The organism is Lysinibacillus sp. JNUCC-52 (genome assembly GCF_015999545.1).
GTDB lineage: Bacteria > Bacillota > Bacilli > Bacillales_A > Planococcaceae > Lysinibacillus.
This window is the reverse complement of sequence record NZ_CP065546.1, coordinates 2,112,621-2,138,904: the sequence shown is the minus strand read 5'-3', so window position 1 is coordinate 2,138,904 and position 26,284 is coordinate 2,112,621. Positions and strand designations below refer to the sequence as shown.

The 26,284-nt window shown below is 37.6% G+C and carries 14 protein-coding genes; 9 read left to right on the top strand and 5 right to left on the bottom strand.

Features of this window, described 5'->3' with window-relative positions:
- Positions 1–167: 167 nt before the first annotated feature.
- The 3 genes from JNUCC52_RS10725 to JNUCC52_RS10715 all read left to right on the top strand — a co-directional run bounded on the left by JNUCC52_RS10725 (position 168) and on the right by JNUCC52_RS10715 (position 6,931).
- On the top strand, positions 168–4,928 hold the full coding sequence (locus tag JNUCC52_RS10725; protein ID WP_337982081.1) for an endonuclease: 4,761 nt from the start codon (positions 168–170) through the stop codon (positions 4,926–4,928).
- 514 nt (positions 4,929–5,442) lie between these two features.
- Entirely contained in the window at positions 5,443–5,664 is a 222-nt protein-coding gene (locus tag JNUCC52_RS10720; protein ID WP_337982080.1) for a hypothetical protein, read from the top strand.
- A gap of 268 nt (positions 5,665–5,932) precedes the next feature.
- Positions 5,933–6,931 carry an acyltransferase family protein gene (locus JNUCC52_RS10715; RefSeq protein WP_173479732.1) on the top strand — a complete coding sequence of 333 codons (999 nt, stop codon included), beginning with the start codon at positions 5,933–5,935 and terminating at the stop codon, positions 6,929–6,931.
- Between the two features lie 151 nt (positions 6,932–7,082).
- Here JNUCC52_RS10715 and JNUCC52_RS10710 read toward each other — a convergent pair whose 3' ends face one another.
- Complete coding sequence (locus tag JNUCC52_RS10710) at positions 7,083–8,171, bottom strand: NAD(P)-dependent alcohol dehydrogenase (protein ID WP_337982079.1); 1,089 nt, start codon at positions 8,169–8,171, stop codon at positions 7,083–7,085.
- A gap of 121 nt (positions 8,172–8,292) precedes the next feature.
- Between JNUCC52_RS10710 and JNUCC52_RS10705 the strand changes: the two genes are divergently transcribed.
- Entirely contained in the window at positions 8,293–9,189 is an 897-nt protein-coding gene (locus tag JNUCC52_RS10705; RefSeq protein ID WP_337982078.1) for a LysR family transcriptional regulator, read from the top strand.
- Positions 9,190–9,460: 271 nt separating this feature from the next.
- On the opposite strand, the gene JNUCC52_RS10700 is transcribed toward JNUCC52_RS10705, so the two are convergent.
- Together JNUCC52_RS10700 and JNUCC52_RS10695 are read right to left on the bottom strand one after the other, a co-directional pair.
- Entirely contained in the window at positions 9,461–10,642 is a 1,182-nt protein-coding gene (locus JNUCC52_RS10700) for an alginate O-acetyltransferase AlgX-related protein (RefSeq protein ID WP_337982077.1), read from the bottom strand.
- A 10-nt stretch (positions 10,643–10,652) separates the two neighbouring features.
- Positions 10,653–12,077, bottom strand: a complete 1,425-nt coding sequence (locus tag JNUCC52_RS10695) for an MBOAT family O-acyltransferase (RefSeq protein ID WP_337982216.1) — start codon at positions 12,075–12,077, stop codon at positions 10,653–10,655.
- Positions 12,078–12,688: 611 nt separating this feature from the next.
- Between JNUCC52_RS10695 and JNUCC52_RS10690 the strand changes: the two genes are divergently transcribed.
- From JNUCC52_RS10690 to JNUCC52_RS10680, 3 genes are all read left to right on the top strand, one after another.
- Positions 12,689–15,736: an S-layer homology domain-containing protein gene (locus JNUCC52_RS10690; RefSeq protein ID WP_337982076.1), complete on the top strand. Its 3,048-nt coding sequence runs from the start codon at positions 12,689–12,691 to the stop codon at positions 15,734–15,736.
- 253 nt (positions 15,737–15,989) lie between these two features.
- Positions 15,990–17,483, top strand: a complete 1,494-nt coding sequence (locus JNUCC52_RS10685; protein WP_337982075.1) for an S-layer homology domain-containing protein — start codon at positions 15,990–15,992, stop codon at positions 17,481–17,483.
- A 313-nt stretch (positions 17,484–17,796) separates the two neighbouring features.
- Entirely contained in the window at positions 17,797–19,641 is a 1,845-nt protein-coding gene (locus tag JNUCC52_RS10680; RefSeq protein ID WP_337982074.1) for a glycosyltransferase family 2 protein, read from the top strand.
- Between the two features lie 83 nt (positions 19,642–19,724).
- Here the strand turns inward: JNUCC52_RS10680 and JNUCC52_RS10675 are convergent, their stop codons facing one another.
- Together JNUCC52_RS10675 and JNUCC52_RS10670 are read right to left on the bottom strand one after the other, a co-directional pair.
- Positions 19,725–20,981 carry an efflux RND transporter periplasmic adaptor subunit gene (locus JNUCC52_RS10675; RefSeq protein ID WP_337982073.1) on the bottom strand — a complete coding sequence of 419 codons (1,257 nt, stop codon included), beginning with the start codon at positions 20,979–20,981 and terminating at the stop codon, positions 19,725–19,727.
- A complete protein-coding gene (locus JNUCC52_RS10670) occupies positions 20,978–21,502 on the bottom strand; it encodes a hypothetical protein (RefSeq protein WP_337982072.1) in 525 nt (174 codons plus the stop codon). Before JNUCC52_RS10670 ends, JNUCC52_RS10675 begins: the two co-directional genes overlap by 4 nt.
- 532 nt (positions 21,503–22,034) lie before the next feature.
- Here JNUCC52_RS10670 and JNUCC52_RS10665 point away from each other — a divergent pair.
- Together JNUCC52_RS10665 and JNUCC52_RS10660 are read left to right on the top strand one after the other, a co-directional pair.
- Positions 22,035–25,508 (top strand): hypothetical protein, encoded by a 3,474-nt coding sequence (locus JNUCC52_RS10665; protein ID WP_443136915.1) that lies wholly within the window; start codon positions 22,035–22,037, stop codon positions 25,506–25,508.
- Between the two features lie 78 nt (positions 25,509–25,586).
- Positions 25,587–26,243 carry an S-layer homology domain-containing protein gene (locus JNUCC52_RS10660; RefSeq protein ID WP_337982070.1) on the top strand — a complete coding sequence of 219 codons (657 nt, stop codon included), beginning with the start codon at positions 25,587–25,589 and terminating at the stop codon, positions 26,241–26,243.
- Positions 26,244–26,284: the final 41 nt, after the last annotated feature.

The following is a 26,284-nucleotide window of genomic DNA, read 5'->3' as shown; positions in this document are numbered from 1 at the left end:
GTACTGTGGAAAAAATAGTTTTACTATTATTGATGGAACGCAGTATGTGATGAAAGCCGCTTGCGGTGTAGGTTCAAACCGAAAGTCGAGATAGGGAGATAGTAGACTTACTTCGATAAGAAGTTGGTCTTGATTTAAGCAAATACTTAAAGAGGAGCTAAACGACAATGTCTAAAAAGAAATGGAACAAGTCTTTAAATGCTTTACTAGCGTCAACTTTAGTTGCTAGTGTATCGATTCCAGTAATGCCTGCTCAAGCTGTCGCTGCCGGACCAGCAGCTGATTTGATTATCTCTGAATATATTGAAGGGTCGAGTAATAATAAGGCGATTGAACTTTATAATGGAACGGGTTCAACGATTGATTTAAGCCAATATAAACTTGAACTTTATACAAACGGTGGGACTACTCCTACGAACAAACAGACGTTAAGCGGAACTTTAGCACATAATGACACGATCATTATCTATAATTCTAGTGCCGTGGCAGCAATAAAAGATAAAGGTGGACTGCCATCAGCGGTTACTTCGTTCAACGGCAATGATGCGATTGTGCTGAAAAAGGGCGAAGAGGTTATTGATTCCTTTGGTCAAATGGGCTTCGATCCAGGGAAAGCATGGGATGTAAACGGTGTGTCAACTGTTGATAAAACATTGGTCAGAAAGAGTGCAGTTACTTCTGGTGACATCAATCCAAGTGATGTATTTGATCCTTCATTAGAATGGCAGCAATATCCAATCGATACATTTGATCATTTAGGTAGTCATTCAATGGATGGCGGAGAAGTAGGACCTATTACAAAGGCAGAAGCAGTAACAGCTTCTACACCTTCTGGAACGGTTGCGACTGGTACTGCAATTGCATTAGCTTCAGCAACGGAAGGCGCAACGATTTATTACACAACGGATGGTACGGAGCCCACTGTGGAAAGCGCGGTTTATTCGCAACCAATTATCATTGATAAAACAACGACGCTAAAAGCAATTGCAGTAGCGGATGGACTAGAAAATAGCGATGTCCAAACATATAGTTACACAGTTAGTGGACAAGCAGATGTGCTATCTATCGCTAATGCAAGAACAGAAGCGAACGGTACAACAGTAACAATCAAAGGTATCGTAGCAGGGAAGCTGAAAAATACGATTTCGGTGCAGGATGGAACAGGGGGTATTGCCGTACGTCCATCTAGCCTCAATGTGGAAATTGGCGACGAAGTAACGCTTAAAGGTAAATTAGCGGATTATCGAGGATTACTGCAATTAGACGCAGCCCAAATCATCGATAAAGTGGCAGGTGTTGGTGCGCCAACTGCAAAAGTCGTAACAGGTGCAGAGGTCGGAGAAGCAAATGAATCGCAACTCGTTACGGTAAAAAATGTGACGCTGACGAACGCTCAAACAGGAAGCGGCTGGGCAAACTTCACTGCGAGTGATGGCAGCAATTTCTTAGTACGAGATGAAACAGCTACGCTTGGTTTAACAGCAGGCACAACCTATGAATCGATAACAGGCATTGTCCAACAGTTCGATAATGATTACCAAGTGATTCCGCGTTCTGTTAATGATATTGTCGTGGATAGTACAGCATTAAAACCAGCAATCGCATCTCCTGGTAGTGGAACATTCGTTGGTAAAACGACTGTTACTTTATCGACATCTACAGCAAATGGTGAAATCTATTTCACAGTAGATGGTAGTGATCCGACTGTAGGAGGTACGAAATACACAACGCCAATCGACATTACGGCAAATACAACATTAAAAACAGTTGTGAAAGCTAGTGATGGCACGTTTAGTGAAGTGATGACCTATGACTATAACATTACCGATGCATTGCAAATCCATGATATTCAAGGAGAAGGGCATGCTTCACCATATGCTGGTAAAACTATTGAGGGCATTGAAGGGATCGTAACGTATTCATTTTCTTTAAATGGTAGTTATTATTATACGATTCAAACGCCTGATGAATTGGCAGATAATAATCCGAATACATCGGAAGGTATTTTACTTTATAGTGGGAAAAATGCTTGGCCAATTCAAGTAGGGAATTTAGTATCGGTCAAAGGTAAAGTTGATGAATATGCGTACGATGGCTATAGTGATGCCAACCAAACCGATTTAAAAACAACGCAAATCAATGTACGAAATGACCAAGGTGGCAAAGTAGAAGTGCTAAAAAGTAGTGTAGCCCTACCAAAAGCCATTCAAATTGATAAATTAAAAATGTCATTTAGCCAAATTGACAGTGATAATCTGCAAGTTTTCAACCCAACCATTGATGCCATTGATTTCTGGGAAAGTATTGAAGGCATGCGCGTGGAAGTGGGCAATGTTAAAGCTGTCGGTCCACAAGAACATGGAGATTTAGTAACGGTTCTTGAAAGTGAACCAACGAACACCCTTCATGGTGGCGTTTTATATGAAGAAGGGAAAACAAACCCGAATCGTATCCAATTTAGATTAGAACCGAACGGAACGGCTCGTGATTTTGAAGTGGCAACAGGCGATAAGTTTAATGGACCGATTACAGGTATCGTTGGCTACTCCTATCAAAACTTTAAGATTTATGTGCCATTAGATCAGATGAAGCAAGCACATGTAAAAGGTTCGGCAACACCTGAGACAACAAAAATTGTTAAAGCAGAAGATAAGGTAACAATTGCATCGTATAACTTAGAAAACTTCTCTAATAACAAAACGTCTACAACCGATGAGAAAGCGCGTAAATTAGCGCGAGCAATAGCTATTGATATGCAAACACCAGACATCGTTGGGGTAACGGAAGTACAAGATAATAATGGTGAATCTGCTGGTGATTCAAAGGCAGATCAAAGCTATCAACGTTTAATTGATGCCATTAAAGCGGCAAGTGGTGTTGAATATAAGTTTGTCAATATTGACCCGGTGAATAATGCAGATGGTGGAGCACCTAACGCTAATATTCGTGTTGGTTTCCTTTACAATCCAGCAAGAGTGAACTTGAAGGAAGGTAGCCCAGCAGGGGATGCAACAACTGCCGTTGGTTATCAAGACGGTCAATTAACGCTAAACCCAGGTCGAATTGACCCGACAAATGAAGCATTTAATAATAGTAGAAAACCGTTAGCTGCACAATTTGAATTCCAAGGTGCAGATGTCATCGTGATTGCCAACCACTGGAATTCTAAATCAGGTGACACGCCGTTATTCGGATCAATTCAACCGCCGCAATATAAAAGTGAAGTGCAACGTCAAAAAATCGCCAATATTGTCTATGGCTTTGTGAATGATATTAAAACAAAAAATCCAGATGCAAACGTTGTATCATTAGGTGATTTTAACGACTATCAATTTGCTGCACCTCTTAAAATTCATGAGGGTGAATTGATGACAAATATGATTAATAAAGCAGAAGACGCGGATCGTTACACATATTTATATCAAGGGAATTCGCAAGTATTAGACCATATTTTAGTTTCTAATAATCTGAAAGACAAAACGTTGATTGATATTCTTCATATTAATGCCGACTTTACAGATATGGCAGGCCGTGCAAGTGACCATGATCCTGTTATGGTGCAAGTGGACTTGAAAAAAGGTTCAACTGTGGAGCCGATTGTGCCTGAAATCACTTATTACTATGAGAACTTTAAGAAAAACATTTTAAACATTACAAAGCCTAGTGTGGCATTGCATTTAGATGCTGCGTCACATATTACAAAAGGCGTACATCTTAAAGGGAAGTATGTAGAGCTTCATGGTGAAGGCTTTAAAACGACGGATGTAATCATTACGCCAAATCATCCAGGTTCTATTGTAGATTTAAAAGGCAATACGTTTAAAAAGATTACAATTGAAGGTAAAAATGTTAGCGAAATTCGAGGCGCGGACAATATCGACTTTAAATTGATTGAACTAACGAAAGGTGCAACGTTAGAGAGCATAAAATTCACGAACTCAAAAGGGGACATCATTGTACCTTTTGAAAACAAGCAACCAATCGTTAAAAGCCCTATTGCAAATAAGACAGTAGCTGTAGGCACAGCAATTACAATTGATTTAACGGAACATTTCGCAGATCCTGATAATGACAAACTAACATTTACTGCTACAAAAGGGTCGATAAATGGCAACATATTAACGCTAAATTTAGAAGCGGGTAGTCATATTGTGGGTGTTACGGCATCCGACGGTAAGAAAAGTGTTACTACTAACTTTAGTGTTAGTGTTACAGTAACGGGTAATGACTACTATGCATCTGCATACGACAAAGAAGGGCTAGCATTAAAAAAGGCGCTTCACGATATTATCTCCAATCAAAAAGTACTGTCATATGACGATGCTTGGGATGCATTAAGATATACGGATGAAGACCCGAATAATGTCAATAATGTACTGTTATTTTACTCTGGCAAATCAAGCCCGAAAACAAATAACGGTGGCAATGTAGGGAACTGGAATCGAGAACATACGTGGGCAAAATCACATGGCAATTTCGGTACAAGCAATGGACCAGGAACAGATATCCATCATTTACGACCAACTGATGTACAAGTGAATAGTGCCAGAGGAAATTTAGACTTTGACAATGGTGGTAGTCCAGTCTCAGGCTGTAATGGTTGCTTGAAAGACTCAGATTCATTCGAGCCGCCTAATAATGTAAAAGGGGATGTAGCACGCATCTTATTTTATATGGCAACGCGTTATGAGTCAGGCGATAGAGTTGACCTTGAATTAAATGAAAAAGTTAACAATGGGACAGCACCTTATCACGGTAAACTTTCAATCCTTTTACAATGGCATCAACAAGATCCTGTAGATGACTATGAAAAGCGAAGAAACGACAGAATCTACGAGGTGCAAGGTAATCGCAATCCATTTATCGACCACCCGGAATGGGTAGAAACGATTTATGGTAAAAAAACAGCTCTTCAAATGGTGAATTAACTAGAAAAATATATTGGTAGCCCACTTCAATTGGTTGTGAAGTGGGTTTTTAGTTTTTTAAGACAAATACCTAATAGTTATAATGATAAAAAATTTGAAATTCAGTTCTTCCAGAAGCTATGGTGGGCTTCAAATTAAGCGATTTAACAGGAATATGAACGGTAGGTAGAAGTACAATAATAATTCTTAATGAACAGTGTAGGAAATTTTCTATACTGTTCCTTTTGTATGATATTTTAGAAGTAATTCAGAATATGATATAATATGGGCAAAATACGAGTGGTTAGCGTTCGTAAATAAACGATTATTCTAGGGTAGAAATGATGAAATCTTATTTATTTTGCTATCACGGTACAACTAAACGCGATGGAGAAAATATTGAGCAGAGAATAGGTTTGTCGAGAGCTCGATGAATTTTTTGATAGTATCAAGCCATTGTATATGACGAATTCACAGTTAGCGCTACATACAGAAGCAGCAATTGAATGTTTAAAAGTTGTGGGGGTGGAGGAAATTGAAATGGATCGATTATACATTTAATGAATTAGATTTGGAGCTTGTCTTTTTGATTCGAGATGAGTTAAAAAAAGTTTTAGGTGAGCAAGCGGATGAAGCGCTCATGACATCTGGTTTCCTCCATCGTTTACAGGAGGTCCCGATCTATGTTCATCACTTTGACGAAGACTATTGGGTGAGCCATATTATAAGGCGATTTCAACAATCGATAGCAGGTTAGAAATAAACAAGGGTATAAAAAAGTGTTAGATTGACTGTCGTCATTCTAACGCTTTTTCGTTCTCTTTTAATGGAAAAATGACTGGCACGCTTAATGCACTTCTACTAATTTCTTTAAATAACTTCGACGGATAAAGAAGAAGCTTCCTGTAAACAAAAAAATATACTGATGCCGATTGCGGTCAATCTGATGCCAAGTACCACCATTGCATTAATCGACAATCTATGACATGCTTAATAGAGAGAGAAAGTACTAGGAGAATGTTGTAGTGATAAAGGAATGGGATTTACTACGTGTGGTGGCATGCCTATCTATTTTACTATTGCATACATCATCGTGGGTTATTATGGAGGTTGGAGCAGAGCCTGAGCAACCGTTGTATTTGTTTTTGCGAATTGCACTTTGCTATGCAACACCGACGTTTATTGTGCTATCCATTTTAATATTGTCGAATCGTTATCGTGAGCGACTACCGATTAATTTTTGGTCGAGTCGCATTCAATATATTTTTGTACCTTTTTTAGTGTGGGCTTTTTTAGATGCGTTATTAGTTGAGTCAATTTACCAGAAGGGCATGCTATTGGATAAGTTTTATCACAATGTTATGTCTGGCGAATTTGTTGGCTGGTTTGTCGTAGTCATTATGCAGCTGTATGTGGTAGTTGCGCTAATGAAGCGTTTTAAGTGGTCGATTGCTTGGTTTTTACCTATTAGTGCATTGATTACACTTGTGCATCATGCAATTATTTTATTGCCATATCCGATATTCGAGGACAATGTAATGGTTATACGCTTGCTGTTTACTGGCTGGCTCGGTTATTTTGCTGTAGCCTATGCTATTGGTGCTTATTATGAACAATTAGCCGCGCTAGCGAAAAAGTATCGCGGTGCGACCGTTGTGTTCGTCGTACTAGCTGCGCTGTTCTTATATATTCGTGTGCAACTTGGTTACACAGAGGTACATTCAAGACGGCTCGATTTAGTGCCACTTGTCATTAGTGTTGTCCTTTGTGTAATTGCTTGGGGGCAGTCAATACCGTCTACAAAAGTGGTCCATATGATAAGTCGATATGCGTTTATGATATACCTTATCCATTGGGAGGTTTTGCGCCTATCAACAAGCTGGTTCGTGGCGCATTTTGATAGCACACTGACGCGTGTTCCACTGCTCATGCTATGGACGCTGGTTGTTTGTATTGGACTGACAAAACTACTGTCATACTTGCCATTCAGTCAATGGATCGTCGGCAAACTAAAGAAACGGTAAAAGCAGTGATTTCTTGTAGTAGAAATCACTGCTTTTTTGTTTTGTAGGGAAGTGAAACGTCGGAAGCCCCGAGTAAATCGCCTGTAGTTCCGAGTGAATCGCAAAGAACCCTGCGTGAAACGCCACTAAACCCCGAACAAGCACTGAAACATTATTGAATTCGTAAAATCGGTTTAATTGCCTCGCCACTTTTTGATGCTAAAAATGCTTCATTGATTTGGTCAAAGTCATAGAACTTCACCAATTTATCGAATGGGAATTGGCCCGCTTTATAGTAGTCCACTAATTGAGGAATAAATACGTTTGGTATGGAATCACCTTCAATGACACCCATCATTGTTTTACCTTCAGCCATGATATCATTGTGCACATCGATAGTCATTTCTGGTGTTACACCAACGACTGCTGCAACGCCTAGTGGACGTAGCGCTTGTAAACATTGGCGAACTACTGGAGGGACGCCTGTTGTATCAACTGCGTATTTTGTTCCACCATTTGTTAATTGTTTAATTTCTTTTACAACCTCTACTTTTGAACCGTTAAATGTATGTGTTGCACCTAGCTCTTTTGCTAATTCTAAGCGTGAATCGTGTACATCGACAGCAATAATTGTTTTACAGCCTACAATTTTTGCAGCCATAATCGCACTTAAACCTACAGCGCCTGCACCATAAATTGCAATAGTTGAGCCGAACTCTGGTTTGATTTTATTTAAAACAGTACCTGCACCTGTTTGAATACCGCAGCCTAAAGGTCCGAGTAATGCTAAATCTACATCTTTATCTACTTTGACAACATTACGCTCATGCGAGATGGCAAAAGTACCGAATGAAGATTGACCGAAAAATGTTGAAAGTGGCTGGCCATCTTTAGATAAACGATGTGTGTAATCATCATGTGTACCGCCAAAGTTTAAATCATTGAATGTTTCACAAACTGTTGGGTGACCTGTTAAACAGTTATCACAATGTCCACAATGTGCAAATGAAAGGACAACGTGATCACCTTTTTCAAAACGCGTGACACCTTCACCGACTTCTTCGATAATTCCCGCTCCTTCATGTCCAAGAACAGCTGGTAGTGGGGCGATGGCTGCATCACGTGCCACAGCATCTGTATGACAAACACCTGTACTTACAATTTTCACTAGCACTTCATTCGCTTTCGGAGCTGCTAGTTCTACTTCTTCAATAATAAAATCCTGACCTTGTCCAGGTGTAACTGCTGCTTTAATTTTCATAAATACTCCTCCGTTTAGTACAGATTATTGAAATTCGCTATCATTGTAATCGTTTACAGAAATCGCTACAATATATTCAAATCTATATCTATATTCATTATGATTCATAAGGGGAGATACTATGCAGTTTTTACAGTTACAATACTTTTTAGCTGTGGCAAGGACGGAGCATATGTCTCAATCTGCACTTTCTTTAAATATTACTCAGTCATCATTAAGTAAAACGATTGCCAAATTAGAAAATGAATTAGGTGTCCCTTTATTCGATCGAGATGGGAAGAAAATTCGTTTGAATAGTTATGGAAAGTATTATGCGCAGGAAGTAGAGCGAGCATTAAATATTTTACAAGAAGCACATGAAGAAGTGCTAGAAATGGCTGATATAGAGGAAGATCGCGTATCCGTTAGTGTAATGAGCTCCACCATCCTACCGCCGATATTTAGGAGTTTCTATGATCGTAGACCGAATATTCGTATTCAACAATCCATCCTACCCGATTCAGTTGCAAAGGAACGTCTTATTAGTGGGGAAATTGAGCTGTGTGTTTCCAATACACCGATTACAGGAACGGATATTGAATGGCTACCTGTTTTAAAGGAACGATTAGATTTGATTGTTCCTAAAAATCATAGGCTTGCTCAATTCGATGAAATTGATTTACTTGAAGCGAAAAATGAACGTTTTATAGGATACAAATCTGGTTTAGAATCGATTAGCATGTTTGAGAAATGCTGTTTAGAAGCGGGGTTTACACCAAACATTGTCTTTGAAGGGACGGAAATGTCGATTGTTTTACAACTTGTAAATGAAGGACAAGGTATTACACTTTATCCGCAATACTCCTTTTTAGGTGAACAACTAGAAAATACTAAAATCATTCGCTTGAAAAATAGTCACTGTTATCAAATGGTAGGTTTCGCATGGTTAAAAAACAAAAAGTATTCGTATGTATCAAAGCAATTCCGTCAACATATGATTGAAGCTTTTATAGACATTCATAATAAAAATAATAGATAAAAAAAAGCCGAATATTTTATTCGGCTTTTTCTTATCTATTATATTTGATAGAACCCGTAGAATCGCCGATAGAATATGGAGAACCGCCGATACCCTGGCAGAAATCGCCGATAGAACCCGTAGAATCGCCGGTATCCTGGCAGAAATCGCCGATAGAACCCGTAGAATCGCCGGTATCCTGGCAGAAATCGCCGATAGAACCCAGAAAATCGCCGATACCCTGGCAGAAACCGCCGATACCCCTGGCGCAAACTAATAATCAAACTAATTTTTACTCAGGCATTAGTTTTAGATTGCGATCGTTATAGGCAAGGACGACATAGTCTGGATGCATGCTTTGTAAGTAAGGAATGATTTCTTTATCCAAATAACGTAAGTCTAAAATGGTTAAAGTTTTAAAGTGACTGGCTACGTGAAATTGGATGGTGTTAAAGTATGAATCTTTAATAACGACGAGATGTTTGTCACTATCATAATTTTGATTAACAATCGTGAGTTCAGCAAAGTCACGGCTATAGGCTTCAGCGTAGTTTACGACTGCATCGGGACTCATTTGTTTGGCGCGACCGTACACTGCTTCGTATGGTGCAGTGACCCCATCGTCAATCGTACCGTCGTAAATAGTAAACTGTGTTGCGAAAGAGTCTGGCTCGTTATAGCAAATTTGTTCGTCATTATCGACGGTCATATACAGTATTTTATTCCATGAGCCAGCAAATTTATTTGGTAAACAAAATGTCTTGGCTTCATCGTATGGAATTGGAGCAATCGTTTCGCCAAGTCGTTCGCTTAGTGTATTGATTAGTGCCTCGTAGCCAGAGTATGCACCACGTATTGTCCAGTGATGGTCTGTTTTATAGAAGTTCCGCTCTGCAGAAAAGTCATCCTGCATTTCATCATATAGACGAATATTGTTTACACCAGCAGCTGTGACAAATTCGTGCAGTTTGGTGTTGTTGGCAATACCCGCATCTTCAGGCATATAACTTGGACTTGGCTCACGTGAGTAGGTTGCCTTCGCTGGTAGTGAGTAAAATGTAAACGGAATATTTTTTTCGGCTAGCCCCTCGCTTAAATGTTTTAAATCGGAGGCAAAGGAAGCTAGCTCTTCTTCTGTTTTTGCTACGGCTGGTTTTGAAATGATCCAGCCGCTTTTATCATCTACTGCGTACTTATCATTTAAATAAGTTTTGCCTACAACACGCTGGAAGTTAACATAATTGCGCATCCATGTATCTCGTGCAGGAAATTGATCAGAAATATAAGATTCTACCTGTTTGGACCATGCTCCTGAGAAGATTTCCTGTGGACTTGGCGTAATATTGGCAGATGCTAATGGACGGTTTTCCATTTCTGATTGTGGACGATCCACTGTTAATACATGTACGACGAAGCCACCGAAAATGATGCAAAAAAATGTAATTGGTAAAAGAAACGTTTGTATTTTTCGCATGATGTCCCACCTAAAATCTAAAGTAAATGAATGGATTATGTGTTGCGTTCACTAAAAACATCGTAATAAATAACAACAGAGCGCCATAGTAAATTGTTTGCGTAATGCGTAGTCCCCAGTCAAATGATAGGGAAACGGTAGCTTTTTGCTCGCTCCAATTTTGATAAAGTTTATAAACAGGCATCGCAAATATAATGGCGATAACAAAGTAAATAGCATAATCTTTAGTCAATAAAATTGTTTCATAATTGTACAGCGCGGCGTCAGATAACCCAAATAACGCTTTGATAAATGCAAAGGCATATGTAAAGTCATTCGCTCTAAAGAAAACCCAGCCAATCATGACAATAATAAGAATATACATATGTCGTAATACACGTGGAATACGCGCTAACCATTTTAGCAGTACCCATTTTTCAAGGCAGATTAATATCCCATAGTAAAAGCCCCATGCCATAAAGGTCCAGCTTGCACCATGCCAAAAACCTGTTAGTGTCCAGACAACAAGTAAATTACGATATAACTTCCATTCATGGCTTACACGACTTCCACCAAGTGGGAAGTAGACATAATCTCTAAACCAACTGCTGAGTGAGATATGCCAGCGACGCCAGAAGTCTGTAACGGATTGTGCGATATACGGATAGTTAAAGTTCTCTTCAAATTTAAAGCCGAAAATACGTGCTAATCCAATTGCCATATCACTATAACCTGAGAAGTCGAAGTAAATTTGTAGGGAGTACGCTAAAATCCCAATCCAGGCAGTACCAGTTGTTAAGTCCCCACCAGATAAACTAAATACATGATCGGCTACTTCGCCCATTGGGTTTGCGATAAGCACTTTTTTCGCTAAACCTTGTACAAAGCGACGCGTCCCAATCATCCAATCGTCTGCTGTAGCAATACGTTTTTTTATTTGCTCAGCTACCGTTTGATAGCGAACGATAGGGCCTGCAACGAGCTGTGGAAATAAGGTAATGAAAAGTGATAAATCCAAAAAGTTGCGCTGAGCCTTTACGTCCCTGCGATAAACATCGATAACATAGCTAAGTGCTTGGAACGTGTAAAACGATATGCCGATTGGCAGTGGAACTGCCTGCCATTCAATAGGCTGTGCCAAATAATTGTTAAGAATGTCCACGAAAAAGCCAGCGTATTTGTAATAGCCTAAAATGGCTAAATTACTAACAATGACTAACCATAGAAGTGTTTTTCTCTTTGACTGTGAAACTGTATTTTCAATGATAATGCCGAGTACATAATTGAGCACAATAGACAGCATCATTAAAAGCACATATTTCGGTTCACCCCAAGCGTAGAAGAACAAGCTTGCCAACAATAAAATTGTATTGCGTAGCATCTTCGGAGAGATGAAGTACAAAACAATTACTAATGGCAAAAAAACATATAAAAAAATAAGACTACTAAATACCATTTCTGTCAAATCCTCATCTCTGTAAATGATAGAACTTAGCGAATAGTCGAGGTCGTTAGTAGCGCAGCAACAATCGCCATTAACTTAAAGTGAAACGCCACAACACTCGAGTGAAACGCCATACCCCTGAAGCGAATCGTCAGACCACTGAGCAAATCGCGACAAAACCCAGTCATACCGCTGATTGAAGTCCATTAATCCTTAATAGAATAAAGTCACTATCGCTAGATTCTGGTTTCCATAAAATATTAATCCAGTTTTCCAAGGGAATTAATGAATAAATTACCTATATTATTGTAACGTAAATTCATGATTTGTTCACTATTCCTTTAAGTGAGAAAATTGTCTTAGCTAAAAATATATGGAAGGGAAAAAGTCTCAATACCTATGGGTAAAATGGTATATTTTCCGCATAAAAGCAACACTTCTCTACTAATTACTGGATGGTAAAACACTATATAAAAAACTAAATTTTGTATGTGTAACCAATAAAGTATTACTGTTACCACATCTTTCATTCCAGATATTTCACATGGATATGTATGTTCTACTTCTCTTATAATAGAATCGTAGTCATAAAAGTGGCTAATTTATCTAGGAGGTTTTTAGACATGAAACAAAAATATAGCAAATGGGTTGTCGGCGCAGCATCAGCAGCTCTAGTAGCATCAGCAATCGTACCAGTAGCAAGCGCAGCAAGCTTTTCTGATATTGAAACAAGTGATCACAAGGACGCTATCTTAGCATTAGCGGAAGCTAAAATCGTAGGAGGTTACACTGACGGTACATTCAAACCGAACGCAGTGGTAACACGCGGTAACGTAGCAAAATTCTTAGGTAAATGGTTAATTTCTGAAGGATATGAAATTCCAGCTGATTACAAAACAGAAGCTCGTTTCACTGACCTTCCAACTTCAGCTCCAGACCAAGAATTACTACAATATGCAGCACTTGTTAAAGATGCAGGCGTATTCAAAGGTTCTAACAACAAATTAATGTACACAAACAACATGAACCGTGAACAAATGGCAGTAGTATTAGTACGTGCTATCAACACTGTTTACAATGTAGACTTAGTAGCAGATTACAAAGAATCTGACTTCAAATCTGCTATCACAGATTTAGACAAAGCTACAGCAACTGAAAACCGTGAAGCAATTATCGCTTTAGAATATGCTGGACTTACAAACGTTAAAGCGTTCAACCCTAAAAACTCTTTAACTCGTGGTCAATTCGCATCATTCTTACACCGTACAATTACAAAAGTGGGCGAAGCTGCTTTAACTGTTAAAGAAGCTAAAGTTGTTGACGCAACTACATTAGAAGTAACTCTTTCTGATGACACTAAACACACTGTAAAATTAGAAACTCCACTTGAAGAAAACAAAGAAACTAAAGTAGAGTTCGAAATCGAAGGTAAAACTTATTCAGCTGTAGTTACATATGAAGTAACTGAAGTTAAATTAGAAGCAGTAAAAGCAGTTAACGCTAAAACAATCGAAGTTCAATTCAACAAAGCAGTAGAAGATACTACTAAAGCTAAAGTTGAATTACTACGTGGTACTTTCAAACAAAACGTAACTCTAGTTTGGTCTGAAGACAAAAAATCAGTTCAATTAGTAGGTGCTACAAACTTCCAAGCAGCTGATTACACTGTAAACGTTGCTGGTTTAACTGAAAATGTATTAACAAGCACAGTTAAAATCGAAGCTCAAAAAGTAACTTCAATCGAAGTTTTAGATGAAGTAGCTGTAGTTGACAAAGCTGTTAAAGCTGACGGTACTTTCGATGCTGGTACAACTGCAACTGTTGGTTATGTAGTTAAAGACCAATATGGTACAGATATTACAAAAACAACTTCTTTAAAAACTAATGATAATGCTAATACAACTGTTGTAGCTGATTCAGCTAAAGGTGTAATTAAATTATCAGGTGCTGTTGTAGAAGGTAAAAAAATCGGTGATATCGTACCAGTAGTATTATTTGATGCTGCTACAGGTACATCAGTTTCTAAAACTGTAAAATTATCTGCTGAATCTACAGTTTCTTCTATTGAAGTAGCTGGTGTTTATAACGCTAAAGGTGAAGAACTAGCTTTAAATGATTCTTCTAAAGCTTCTGACGCTTATATCGTATTAAACCTTAAAGATCAATATGGTAAAGAAATTACTGACGCTTCTAAAGCAACAGGTTTAGTTATCACAAACACAAACACTACAAACTTAACAATCGCTAACACTGTTACTAAAGTGAAAATTGGCGATAAAGATAAATTAGTAGTTGCATTATCTTCAATCTTAAAAGCTGGCGACACTGATGTGTTATTAATTTCAACAACTAACGGTCAAACAGCTAAATACACTGTTAAAGTTGCAGAAACTTCTACAACTAATGCAATCTCTGTTTCTCAACCAGAAATCGCTGTTGCTGAAGAATCTACATTAATCCCATTAACAGTTACTGATAAAGAAGGCAACGTAATCACTAACAAAAAAGTATTAGCTGATGCTAACAAAGGTATTAAAGTTGGCGGTACTACAGTTGCTGAATCAGCTCTTGAAGTGAAAGATGGTCAAGTTTACTACAAAACTACATTCAACACTGCTGGAACACAAGCATTAGTATTCCAAACTTCAACTTACAAAGTTGCTACTATTACTGTAGATGTAAAAGCTAAAGCAGTTCCAACTGTAGTTCGTGGACTTAAAACTCCTTTAGTAATTTCAACTTCTAAATCTCCAGTTACAATTACAGCAAAAGATCACTTAATCATTGAAGACCAATACGGTCGTGAAATGAAAAACTCTGCTGAACCTGTAACAGTAACATTAGTTGGAACTTCAGACGTAGTATCAGTAGCTGGAAATCAAGTAACTGCACTTAAAAACGGAACTGCAACATTAAATGTGGCTCTTACAACTCCAAATGGCACAATTGATTCTGCTGTTGAAGTTAAAGTACAAGTAACTGACGGTACTGAATACAATGGTTATGAAATTGCTGAAATTGGCAAAACTAAAGTAGCAACAGCTAAAGATATTACAGTTAACGGTTTACTAAACGGTGGTAAAGTAGCACTTGCTGACAGCGAATATACTGCAACAGTACAAGGTGGTAAAATTACTTCACCAACAGCAGTAACTGGTGGTAAAGTAACTATCGCTGATACAGATTTAAACACTGACTCAGCAACACCAGCTAACAAAATTGACACAGAATTCACATTAAAAGTAACAATTAATGCAACTGGTCAAGTGTTAGAACAAAAATTTGTTGTTTCAGCTGACACAGAAAAAACACAAGATTTCTTCTTTACAGCATCAGAAACAACAGCTGATTACAACTTAGCTAAAGCTATTACAGAAGCTACATTAGTATCTGGTTCAACTGTAGCTAACTTAAAATCTACTGATGATACTCCTGCAGTAGTAAACGTTGCAACTGTTGACCAATACGGTAACAAAGCAATCACTGCACTTGCAGCAGATACAGTTACAATCGTACCTGAAAAAGTAACAGATGTTAAAATTGCTGCTAACGGTACTGCAGCTGCAACAGCTACTTTAAATGCTGATGTTAAAGAAGCTAAAGTAACTTTAAAAATTAAAGTTGGTAACGCAACAAAAGAATTAAAAGTAACTATCGTTGCTGCACCTTAATAAATAGCATACCGCTATAAACTAGTTTACTAGTAACTAGCCTTGTGATTAAATGAAACTTTTGTTTCATTATAGTCACAAGGCTTTTTTGGTGGAAAAACCATGTAATTATAGCGATTTCTCGCTCATTAGGGATTGCTCGTTATATTTAGAAAGGCTCCAGATTACATAACTATAGAAGAATATGAAACTTTTACTATTACCTCCACGTATTATCAAGTATGATAGATAAAATGTGTAGGGGGATGAGCGGATGAAGCGGAACAGTTTATTTCAAGGTGCAATCGTTGCAGCATTAGCAACAAGCGCCATTGTAGTAGTGCCAACAGCACAAGCAGCAGAAGGTTTTAGCGATGTTGATATGTCGAAAGAATATGGGGCTGCGGTAAAAGAATTAGCAGCAAGAGGAATTATTAATGGGTATGCAGATGGTACATTCAAGCCATATGCTGATGTAACACGTGGACAAGCTGCGAAAATTTTAGCTAATTTATTGGCGCTAGATACGCAAAACGTGATAAATCCGCAATTTACGGATGTTCAGGAAAGTGATGAATACTATGGCGCAATTGCTGCTTTAGCTAATGAAGGAATTACGACTGGCTTTGCGAACGGTAGCTATGGTGTTAATCAAGCGATTACACGTGAACAGTTGGCGAGTATGTTAACGGCGGCCTACCAATTAGCCAATATTGCAGAAGATTGGACACTTCCGTTTACAGATATTGTGAAATACTCTGATGCCTATTATGCAGTTGGACCTTTGTTTGAACACAACATTACAAAGGGGATTACAGCAACTACATTTGGTTTAAAAGAAACAGTGAAGCGTTCTCAATTTGCCTTATTTATTCAACGCATAGAGGCGATGCAAGCGAACCGTGTTTTACAGAAATTTTCTGCAAGCGAACTTGGTGCAAGTCAACTTGATGCTTACTCTTATGATAATGTTGCGACGGATGGTGAGCATGAATTTTTCAACATTCATCAAACAACAAATGGCATAACAGTGGAGGCACTTCGAGAGGGCTCGGGCTACTTCATGTTAATAGGCTACAATATAGATAAGGAAGAAAACTATGAAGTCGTCGAAACGCAAAAATATAAGGTTGTTGTTACGGAAGTAGACGGCAAGCTCCAGCTCAATTGCCAGCAAACGGATGAAATAACACCTGGCGTAGCACTGCTTTTTGAGGAGGAGTTAGGATTTGATCCTGCTCATATCAAGCTGACAACTGCAAATGGTTATGAGGTAAGCGATAAAGTCTTTGTCTATCAACCTTACAATTTTGAAGGTTGGGAGGAAGATAGCATTCCAAAAGGCGGCAATTACGAGTTGAAGCTATTGCAGGCTGGGGATTATATAGCAACTTTGTCTGATGGCAAAGGTCAATCTGTGCGTGTTGGCATTCGCGCTGAAACGGATGGTTTTGATATGTATACTTCAGCAGCTGTTGAAATAAGTAGCGAATTCATTCCAACAAGTGAAATAGGCTTTACCGTTAAGGATGTTAGCATTGAGCAATATACAGGAGCCACGATTGATCACAAAATTGTTGATGTTGAACATTCAGCAGATGGTGTAACAATTAAACGTGTAGGCAAAGGAGATGCTCTATTTGCCATTCGCCTAAACGGTACAAACGGTGAAAAAATTTATGTACATGGCATGATGTATGAAATAAGCGGTGTAACATCTATGTATTACGAGCTAGCAACGCAACAAGATATGGAAAATTCATGGTGAACCGCCGATAAACTGCTGGAAATCGCCGATAGAACAACTGGAACCGCCGATAAACTGAGGTGAATAGCCGATAGAACCTTAAGAATAGCCGATAGAACCTCAAAAATCGCCGATACCCCTAGTTAAATGAAGCTCTCTTGTATGATGAAAAGTCAATTGTCGTTGACTTTTGCATCATGCAAGAGGGCTTTTTGATTACAAGCTCTGTAACAAAACAAGTGAAATATGAATATTGATATAACTATGACCAATTGTTGTGAATTCACCTCTATCAAAATACATTTTTCCAAAGCATTTAATGAAGGAGGATTACATGAAACCTCATATTTTAATTGCCAGCCCTGTGCGACAAAACCCTTATATTTTGGCATATTTCTTAACTTCCCTGCAATCGTTAAATCAAGATGAACTTGTAGTGGATTTTTTATTTATAGATGATAATGACGATAAACAATCAACAGAACTTTTAGCGTCATTTCAATCGGAAAATGAACGTGTGAAAATTATTAAATATGATCAGCAAAATGACATTTATATGAAAGATGAAAAAACACATTATTGGACAGATTCACTAATTGAAAAAGTAGCAAAAATGAAAGACGCTATTATAGAGCATGCAATTCAATTCCAGTATGATGGGTTATTCCTTATAGATTCAGATTTAATGTTGTATCCGAATACACTACAAAATTTATGGCATGAACAAAAGGATATCATTTCAAATATTTTTTGGACCAAATGGCAAAAGGATGTTGAAGCATTACCGCAAGTGTGGATGATGGATGAATACACATTATATGAAATAAAAAATGGAGAAAAATTGGAACCGATAGAAATAGCAAATCGAACTGCAGCGTTCATAACGAAATTAAAAGTACCAGGCGTATATGAAGTAGGTGGATTGGGTGCGTGCACATTAATAAGTAGAAAAGCACTTTTAAAAGGTGTTCGTTTTAAACAGATGAACAATTTATCATTTTGGGGTGAAGATCGACATTTTTGCATAAGAGCTGCTGCATTAGATTTACAGCTTTTTGTGGATACTCGTCTTCCTGCATTCCATATTTATAGAGAATCCGAATTACTTGGTGCACAAAAATTTAAAAATGAAGTCCTCACGAAAAAAAAGGACAAAGCAACAGTTAGCTTATGTATGATAGTCAAAAATGAAGAACAAGTTTTAGCACGCTGTTTATCTTCCGTTCAACAACTTGTTGATGAAATTATTATTGTAGACACAGGTTCCTCAGATAGAACAAAAGATATTGCGGGGCAATTCACTAATCATGTTTATGAATTTGCCTGGGAAGATGACTTTTCAAAAGCGCGTAATTATTCATTTAGTAAAGCAACAAAAGACTATATTTTATGGTTAGATGCAGATGATATTTTACAGGAAAGCGAAAGACAACGTTTTTTGAGCTTAACAAAAGAGCTCAGCTCTAAAGAAGTAGACAGTGTCATGATGGACTATCACTTAGCATTCGATCAGAATGGAGAGCCAACATATAGCCTAAAAAGAAACAGACTAGTAAAACGTTCATGCAATTTTACTTGGGTTGGTGCAGTCCATGAATACTTAGCTGTTCACGGCAATATAATACAACCCAATATTGCGATTACGCATCGTAAAGAGAAGCCATATACAGATCGAAATATAAAAATATATAAACAAAGAGAAGTGTTAGGAAAGGAATTTTCGGCTCGTGATTTATTTTACTATGGGAATGAATTAAAGGACCATGCCATGTATGAAGAAGCGATCGAAAAATATAAACAATTTTTATTAACAAAACAAGGATGGATAGAAGATGAGATAGCAGCTTGCTTGCACATAGCGGACTGTTATGAAATCCTGTATGATCCTGATAAACAATTGCAATTTTTATTTAAAACATTGGCATATTGTATGCCTCGTCCAGAAGGTTGTTGTCGCTTAGGTGCAAGATTTTTAGTAGATGAACAATATGAACAAGCCATCTATTGGTATGAGCAAGCAATAAACGTGAAAAACCAACCTAAACAAGGAAATTTAATCAACCATGCTGCTTGGACTTGGTTACCGTATGTTCAATTAGCACTTTGTTATGAGCGATTAGGAAACAATCAAAAAGCTAAAGAATATCACGAACTAGCAACAAATTACCGAGGCACATAATCGTTTGAAAATTGTTTGAGTGCCTGGCACTAAAAAAGGTATCAAGAATGATTCTTGATACCTTTTTTGTTCTTAATTAAGTTTTAGAAAATAATATATTTGACGTAGTCTTTCCAGCCAATTTCTTTAAAGTGTTGCCATTCTATTTTTTTAATAGGCATTGAACAGAAGGAGCGTGCTAAAATATTGCGGTGTTCATTAGCTAGAATCGGTGTGCCTTCATCGAAATAGCTTGTGAAAATCGTTGAATTGGCAGTTGAAAAATCAACATCAATATCTTCAAGACGGATTTTTCCGTTTTCATCGATAATATATACGCGCTTAGCACCTTTTGCTTTTTTGACCCAAGAAGACTTCACTTTATAAGCATCGAGCGCTTCGTTAACAACAATTGAAGCTTGGCCGACTGTAGAAAATGGAATATTTTCTAACACATCGTCCTGCTGTAATGTTACTTCATAATTAGTTGGTTTCGGCAATTTTGCCGATTTCGCTAATTCTTTTGCCCATGTAGAGTCATGATTTGTTGCAATCATTTGCTTTTCAAGTACAACACCAGATAATTCACCTTTAAAATGTTGTAAATCAAAATTAACCGTTTGTCCCGCTAATACTTTTTGCCATTCATCTTCAGATAAGTAAGCGAGCATTGATTTTTCTGTTGAATATACTTCAAAGGTCACCGTACCAGCTTCTTCTATAATGTTGGCAATAACGCCATCTACTGGGCTTATCACGCCTTGACGTGCTTGAATTTGTGCAATTTGTGCATCCATTACGGCAATTTGACGCGTCGCTTCTGCGATGTGACGATTTAAAATCGCAACAGCTGTTGATGGTGAATTTTGTTGGCCTAACTCTAATTTAACTGTGACATTTAATTTATCACTAATTTGGTCTGTATTGATTGAACTTTTCGGATTTGATTTGTCTCCGAATTCAGATTCTACTTGTGATAAAGCAGACTCTAAATCGCTTAATTCTGTTTCATATGCATCCCGTTCAGCCTCTAGCTTCGTTAATTCATCGTCAACTTCTTCTGTTTTATAAGTAGCTAGAAGATCCGTTGCTTTGATGTCCTGCCCACGCTTTACGTTTACTGCTGATAAAGTTTTGGCATCTGCAGAAATTGTATACGTTTCAGCGGGCGCAACAATCGTATCCTTTTTCACCGTTTCAACTCGGTCACCAGTAGTAGCTCGTTGAAATTCATCTACAAAATACGAACGGGCAACTTTACTATTATCCTTGAAAACGAAGAAGGCATTCACGCCGACTAATAGCGCTATAACAATGATACTAAGGCTTGTCCAAGGTCTGGATTTTATAAAACGCATCATCCTAACCCCCTTGTAATCCATTCTTGTAGTGGTAACACGCTAATCATTCCAACAAAAACAGCCATTATTACTTGGAGTACGATAACTTTTGCTAATAATGCTTTACGGTCTGTTGCTTCCTCCCATTTTGAAAGAAACGTAAAGTGTATAATAATCGTCAGCACAGTTGTCACCGTTAACTGATTAATAATGAATAACACAACATCTTTATCTAATACTTGCTGTACAACAGGGGCAAGTGAAAAGAAGGAGAACGTTGTAGAGTAACCAACTGCATAGAACACTGCAAATAAAATGGCCTTTTCGATAAGCAAAAATGCCACCACATATAACTGTACTTTTTGGATCCATTTGTAAGGAATGTCCGTTAATAGATGTAATATATATGTAACGCCATAATAGTGGAAGCAAAAATAAATGATTCCCCAAACAATTGCTCCGACCATTGATAGCAAACGGGCAGTATAGTATTCATCCTGGTGATTTATTGCAAATAATGATGTTAAGCTTTCAGTGCCCATTCCCCAAAACTCGCGTATCACAAAAAGGAGCAAAAAGAGGATGAAAACCGTAAATGATCGTTTTTTATAGCCCCTTATTTCTCCTGACTCAATAGCCTGTGTAAAGTTCGTGGGGTGCGTTAAGCTATGCCAAAACTTGTAGTGATAAAACATATCTAGCTCCCTTTCTAGTAAATTAAATATTAAAGATGTAGTATACACCTAGTTACTGGTAAATGACATAGTATAAATGCTAGTTTTTTTCAGGAATTTTCTCGATATGGTGGGACTTTAATTCGGCTCAATTCCTTATACCCGATGCGGGATAAATGCGTCTAATCCAATTATATAGTATCCTAACAATAACTTCCTTTAAAAAGTCTATTCTATCTAAAAATAGCAATTATCTGTAAGTTAGTAAAGGAAGTACGTGAGTTTACTAGATTAGCTTGAAATCAAGTGATGCATACCGATACTTAATATAGTAGATTCGCAATAAATAAATCATACATATCTATGTTCCTATATAACGTAATAAGAAAGGATGAGCAAGTTGAATAAACCATTAAAAGTGGGTGTCCTAACAAGTCTGTTATTAACACCAACTGCACTTGCCAATGCGCAAGAAGCACAACCGCAAACAGTATCACAACCTGAGCAAGTAGCTTATGTAAATACCGTAGCAGCAACGGATACAAGAAGTAAAACGATTGAACAATTCGGTAAGCTTTCAGAAACATCATCAGCCAATGACATGGTCATTGCAGACGGAGACGTAAAAGTTTTAAGCACGACTGATTTCAATGAAAATGAACGAGCATTTATTGAAGCAAAGTATGATTATGTAGTTGCACAACGAAAGTTCGTTAAGGAATTAACTGATATTGGTAAAAGCATCAATGCATTGTCGTATACAAGTAAAACATTTGTAGCGGATGTTGCAAAAGTTCAAGAAGTCTATGACAAATTTTTAATACCCTATCTTACTGTTCAAGAAACTTTCAATGACGCTGTTAATACAGCATTAGCAGCCGAGGATGCTAAGGGCATTGTATCAGCTGTTCGAGGGACATCTTTGCAATACGGCTACGACGAAGCTGAACGTAACAATTATTTTAAAAAGAGCGGAGCAGATATCGCAAAGCTAGCAAAATTAAACGCTGATGCAACTGCAGCGAAAATAACAACTGACCAATTAGATGCTTTTGTTCGCGTACTAGAAAATACGTCATCAACTTCTACTCAAATCGCTGAAGCAGCCAATGAAGTAACGACAAGCTACAGTACACTGACAACAGACCAAAAGAAAATTATTACAGCCTATAATCCGAATACTACGTCAGTGACGCCATATAAAAAATATACAGATGTATTAGCTAACTTATCTTCCGCAGATAAAATAGTTGCAAGTATTACACAACTAATCGCAAAAAAACCAGAAGACTTCCCAACGGCTGCAAGCTTTATTAGTGCTGTAACGGCCATTGAAACAGCTTATAACAATTTAAAGGATGCAGATACAAAACGTTTAGTTTCGAATTACAATGACTTACTGCCATATCAAGCTGCAGTTACTGTTTCCAAACAAATTACTGCATTACGTATTTCCAATACTGATGCGTATCGTACTGCAGTAACGGCGGCAAAGGCGGAATACGATCAGTTAACTAAAAAAGATTTCGTGAAAAATGCGAGTGATTTACAATTAGCTGAAGCGAATATTGCAGCAGCAAAAGAAATTGAAAAACTTATTTCTGGCATTGCGACAGCTCCAGATGTCATTACTAAAATCGAAGAAGCGCGAGCTGCCTACAACACACCTGTAGCACCAGATGGTCAAAAAATCGACGCAGCAAGTGTGAAAAAAATCGTTAACAATTTGGCAGAGCTAACAAGCTGGGAAAGTTCAAATAAGACAGTGTTAAATGTCATCACCCTTGTTGAAAAACTAGATCCAGCAGCAAAGGATTATACAAAAAAAGCAAAGGTAGCTCACACAGCTTACTTAAAATTAGATACAGCAAAGCGTGAGTTCGTAAAAAGCTATAAAGATAGTAAATTAAAAGACCAAGTAGATGCAATGAGTCTCATCGATCCTATTTTGGCTTTAAATACTTCGCGCAAAGATTACAAAGAAACTGTTTCTTCTTTGAAAGCAGAATATAATAAACTATCGCCTGAAGCGCAAAAATTAGTGACGAACTATCGAGCTCTTTTAACTGCGGAAAGCTATATCACTACAGCTCAGCAGTTTGACGATAAAGTGATTGCATTGGCAAATGAATCAGATGCAACATTCGTTGCAAAAGTAGTGGAGTTGTCTGCAGAATATAAAGCAATGGACAAAAATGCGAAAAAATTAGTGACGCAATATAAAACATTAACGACGTACGAGAAAAATAACGCTAATGTTGTGAAAGTGATTAATTTAATCGCTGCTCTAAATCCAACGAACAAAGATTATACGAAAAAGGTAATCGCAGCTCGTAAAGCCTTTAATGCCTTAGATACAGCATCTCAAAAGCGTGTAACAAACTATGAACAGTTAACATCTGTAGAAGATGTGGCATCTTTAATTGGCTTAATTGAAACGTTGAAGCCAACGAGCAAGACATTTTTAAACGATTTAAAAACTGCTCGTGCAAACTACGATGCATTACCTCAAGACAAACAGCAAGCAATCATTAACTATGAAAAGCTTGTAACAGCAGAAGCAGAGCTAACATCTGCAAGTACAGTTATCGCTTTAATAGATGCGGCAGTTCCTGGAGAGGAAAATTATTTAACAAAATTAATGAATGCACGTGTTGCTTATGACAAACTATCAACAGGGCAAAAAAAGCTTGTCTCTAATGTAAAGTTATTAACGGATCGTGAAAAACAAGTAAAACCAATTTTAAATGTCATGGTGCAAATCGATAACTTAGACCCAAGCTCAAATAACTTTGTAAGTAAAGTGAATGCTGCGCAAAAAGCGTATGAAAAATTGACTAAAGACCAAAAGGCGTATGTGAGCAACATGGCGACGCTACAAAGCTATGAACCGTTAGCAAAGGTTATTGAATTAATTGGTAAGCTAAAATCATCGAGTAAAACATTCCATACGGATACTGTACAAGCACGTACTTTATATGATGCGCTAAGTAAGGACATGCAGCAGTATGTAACAAACTATAAGCAGTTACAAGCTGCTGAAACAAGTATTTTAGGTGCAGGAAATGTGCAACGAATGATTGAGGAATTGCCATATATTGAGCCACATCAATATGTAAAACGTATTGAGGAAATTCGTGCAGCCTATAATGCATTACCTAAAGATCAGCAAATGGCAGTCGAAAATTATAAAACATTACAAGACCAAGAAAAAATTATTAAGCCTGTTATTAGTGTAATCAATGAAATTGATAAGCTGATGACATCGAAAAATATGGATAGTCAATATCAAAAGATTTTAAAAGCGTATGATAATTTAAACGCCACACAACGCAAATACGTTTATAATGAGCAGTTGCTTCTGTCATTAGATAATGTCATTAAAGTGTACAAAAGTATTGCGGCTTTAAAACCAAGCGATAAAATGTACTTTGGTATGATTGAGTCCGTACGTAAAGATTACGATAGTTTAAATACAACAGATAAACAAAGAGTATCAAATTATTCAATTTTACTAGAAGCAGAGAAAAACATGAGTGAAGTGAAAAAGGTTGTGGAGCTTATCGCAAGCCTTTCTCCAACATCAAGTACGTATATTCAAGATGTAGCGAACGCAGTAGCCGCGTATAAAGCACTAGACTCAAAAGTAAGAGGACAAGTTATCAACTACGATAAGTTGAAAATTGCTGAAAAAGATATAGCTGCTGTTCTAAAAGTCGTGGATGCTATTGCTGAATTAGATCCTGATGCAAAAACATTTGAAAAGAAAGTCATTGCTGCACAAAAACTTTATAGTTCACTATCACTTGAACAACAAGATTTAGTTTATAACTACCGTATTTTACAAGAACATATAAAAGAATTAGGGCTGTAATAGAGAATGAAAAGAGGGCATGCCCTCTTTTCATTATTTTTCGATAGAGATCAATCAATTTAAAAGGGGCGAAGGACAATGAAAATAAAGCACAAATACGCATGGGTATTTGCTACGGCTTTAGTTGTGGCACCTTGTGTGGCGGTCATTCCGACTCAAGCGGCTGTAATGCCATTTGTAGATATTAAAAAAAGCGATCGTGACATGGAGCTGTACAATGCAGTAAGCGAACTGTACAGCAAAGGAATCGTATTTGGTACAACGTCTACAACATTTAGCCCTTATCAACAATTAACACGAGGGGAAGCAGCTTATTTTTTAGCACAAGCACTTCAATTACAAACGTCCAATGTTGAGAATCCTGGCTTTAGCGATGTGCCAACTACACATCCATACTATGGACCAATTGCAGCACTTGCAGCGAATGGTATTATCCAAAAAGGTACGCATTTTAATCCAAATGCTTCGATTAAACGTAGTCAAATGGCCAAAATGTTGACATTGGGCTTTCATTTAAAACAAGCAACATCATTAACTGCTCCTTTTACAGATTTTACAAAGGATGCTGAAACCGATCGTTATATTCAAACGTTATTAGATTATGGGATTACACAAGGGACTAGCTCTACGACATTTTCACCATATACGGATGTTCGACGTGGTCAAATGGCTTTATTCCTTTATCGCATGTTACAAAAAAATGACGATGACTTATACATTATTGGAGTTGAATAGTAAGACATACATCACTCTTAGGAAAGAAGTACCTTTGAGTG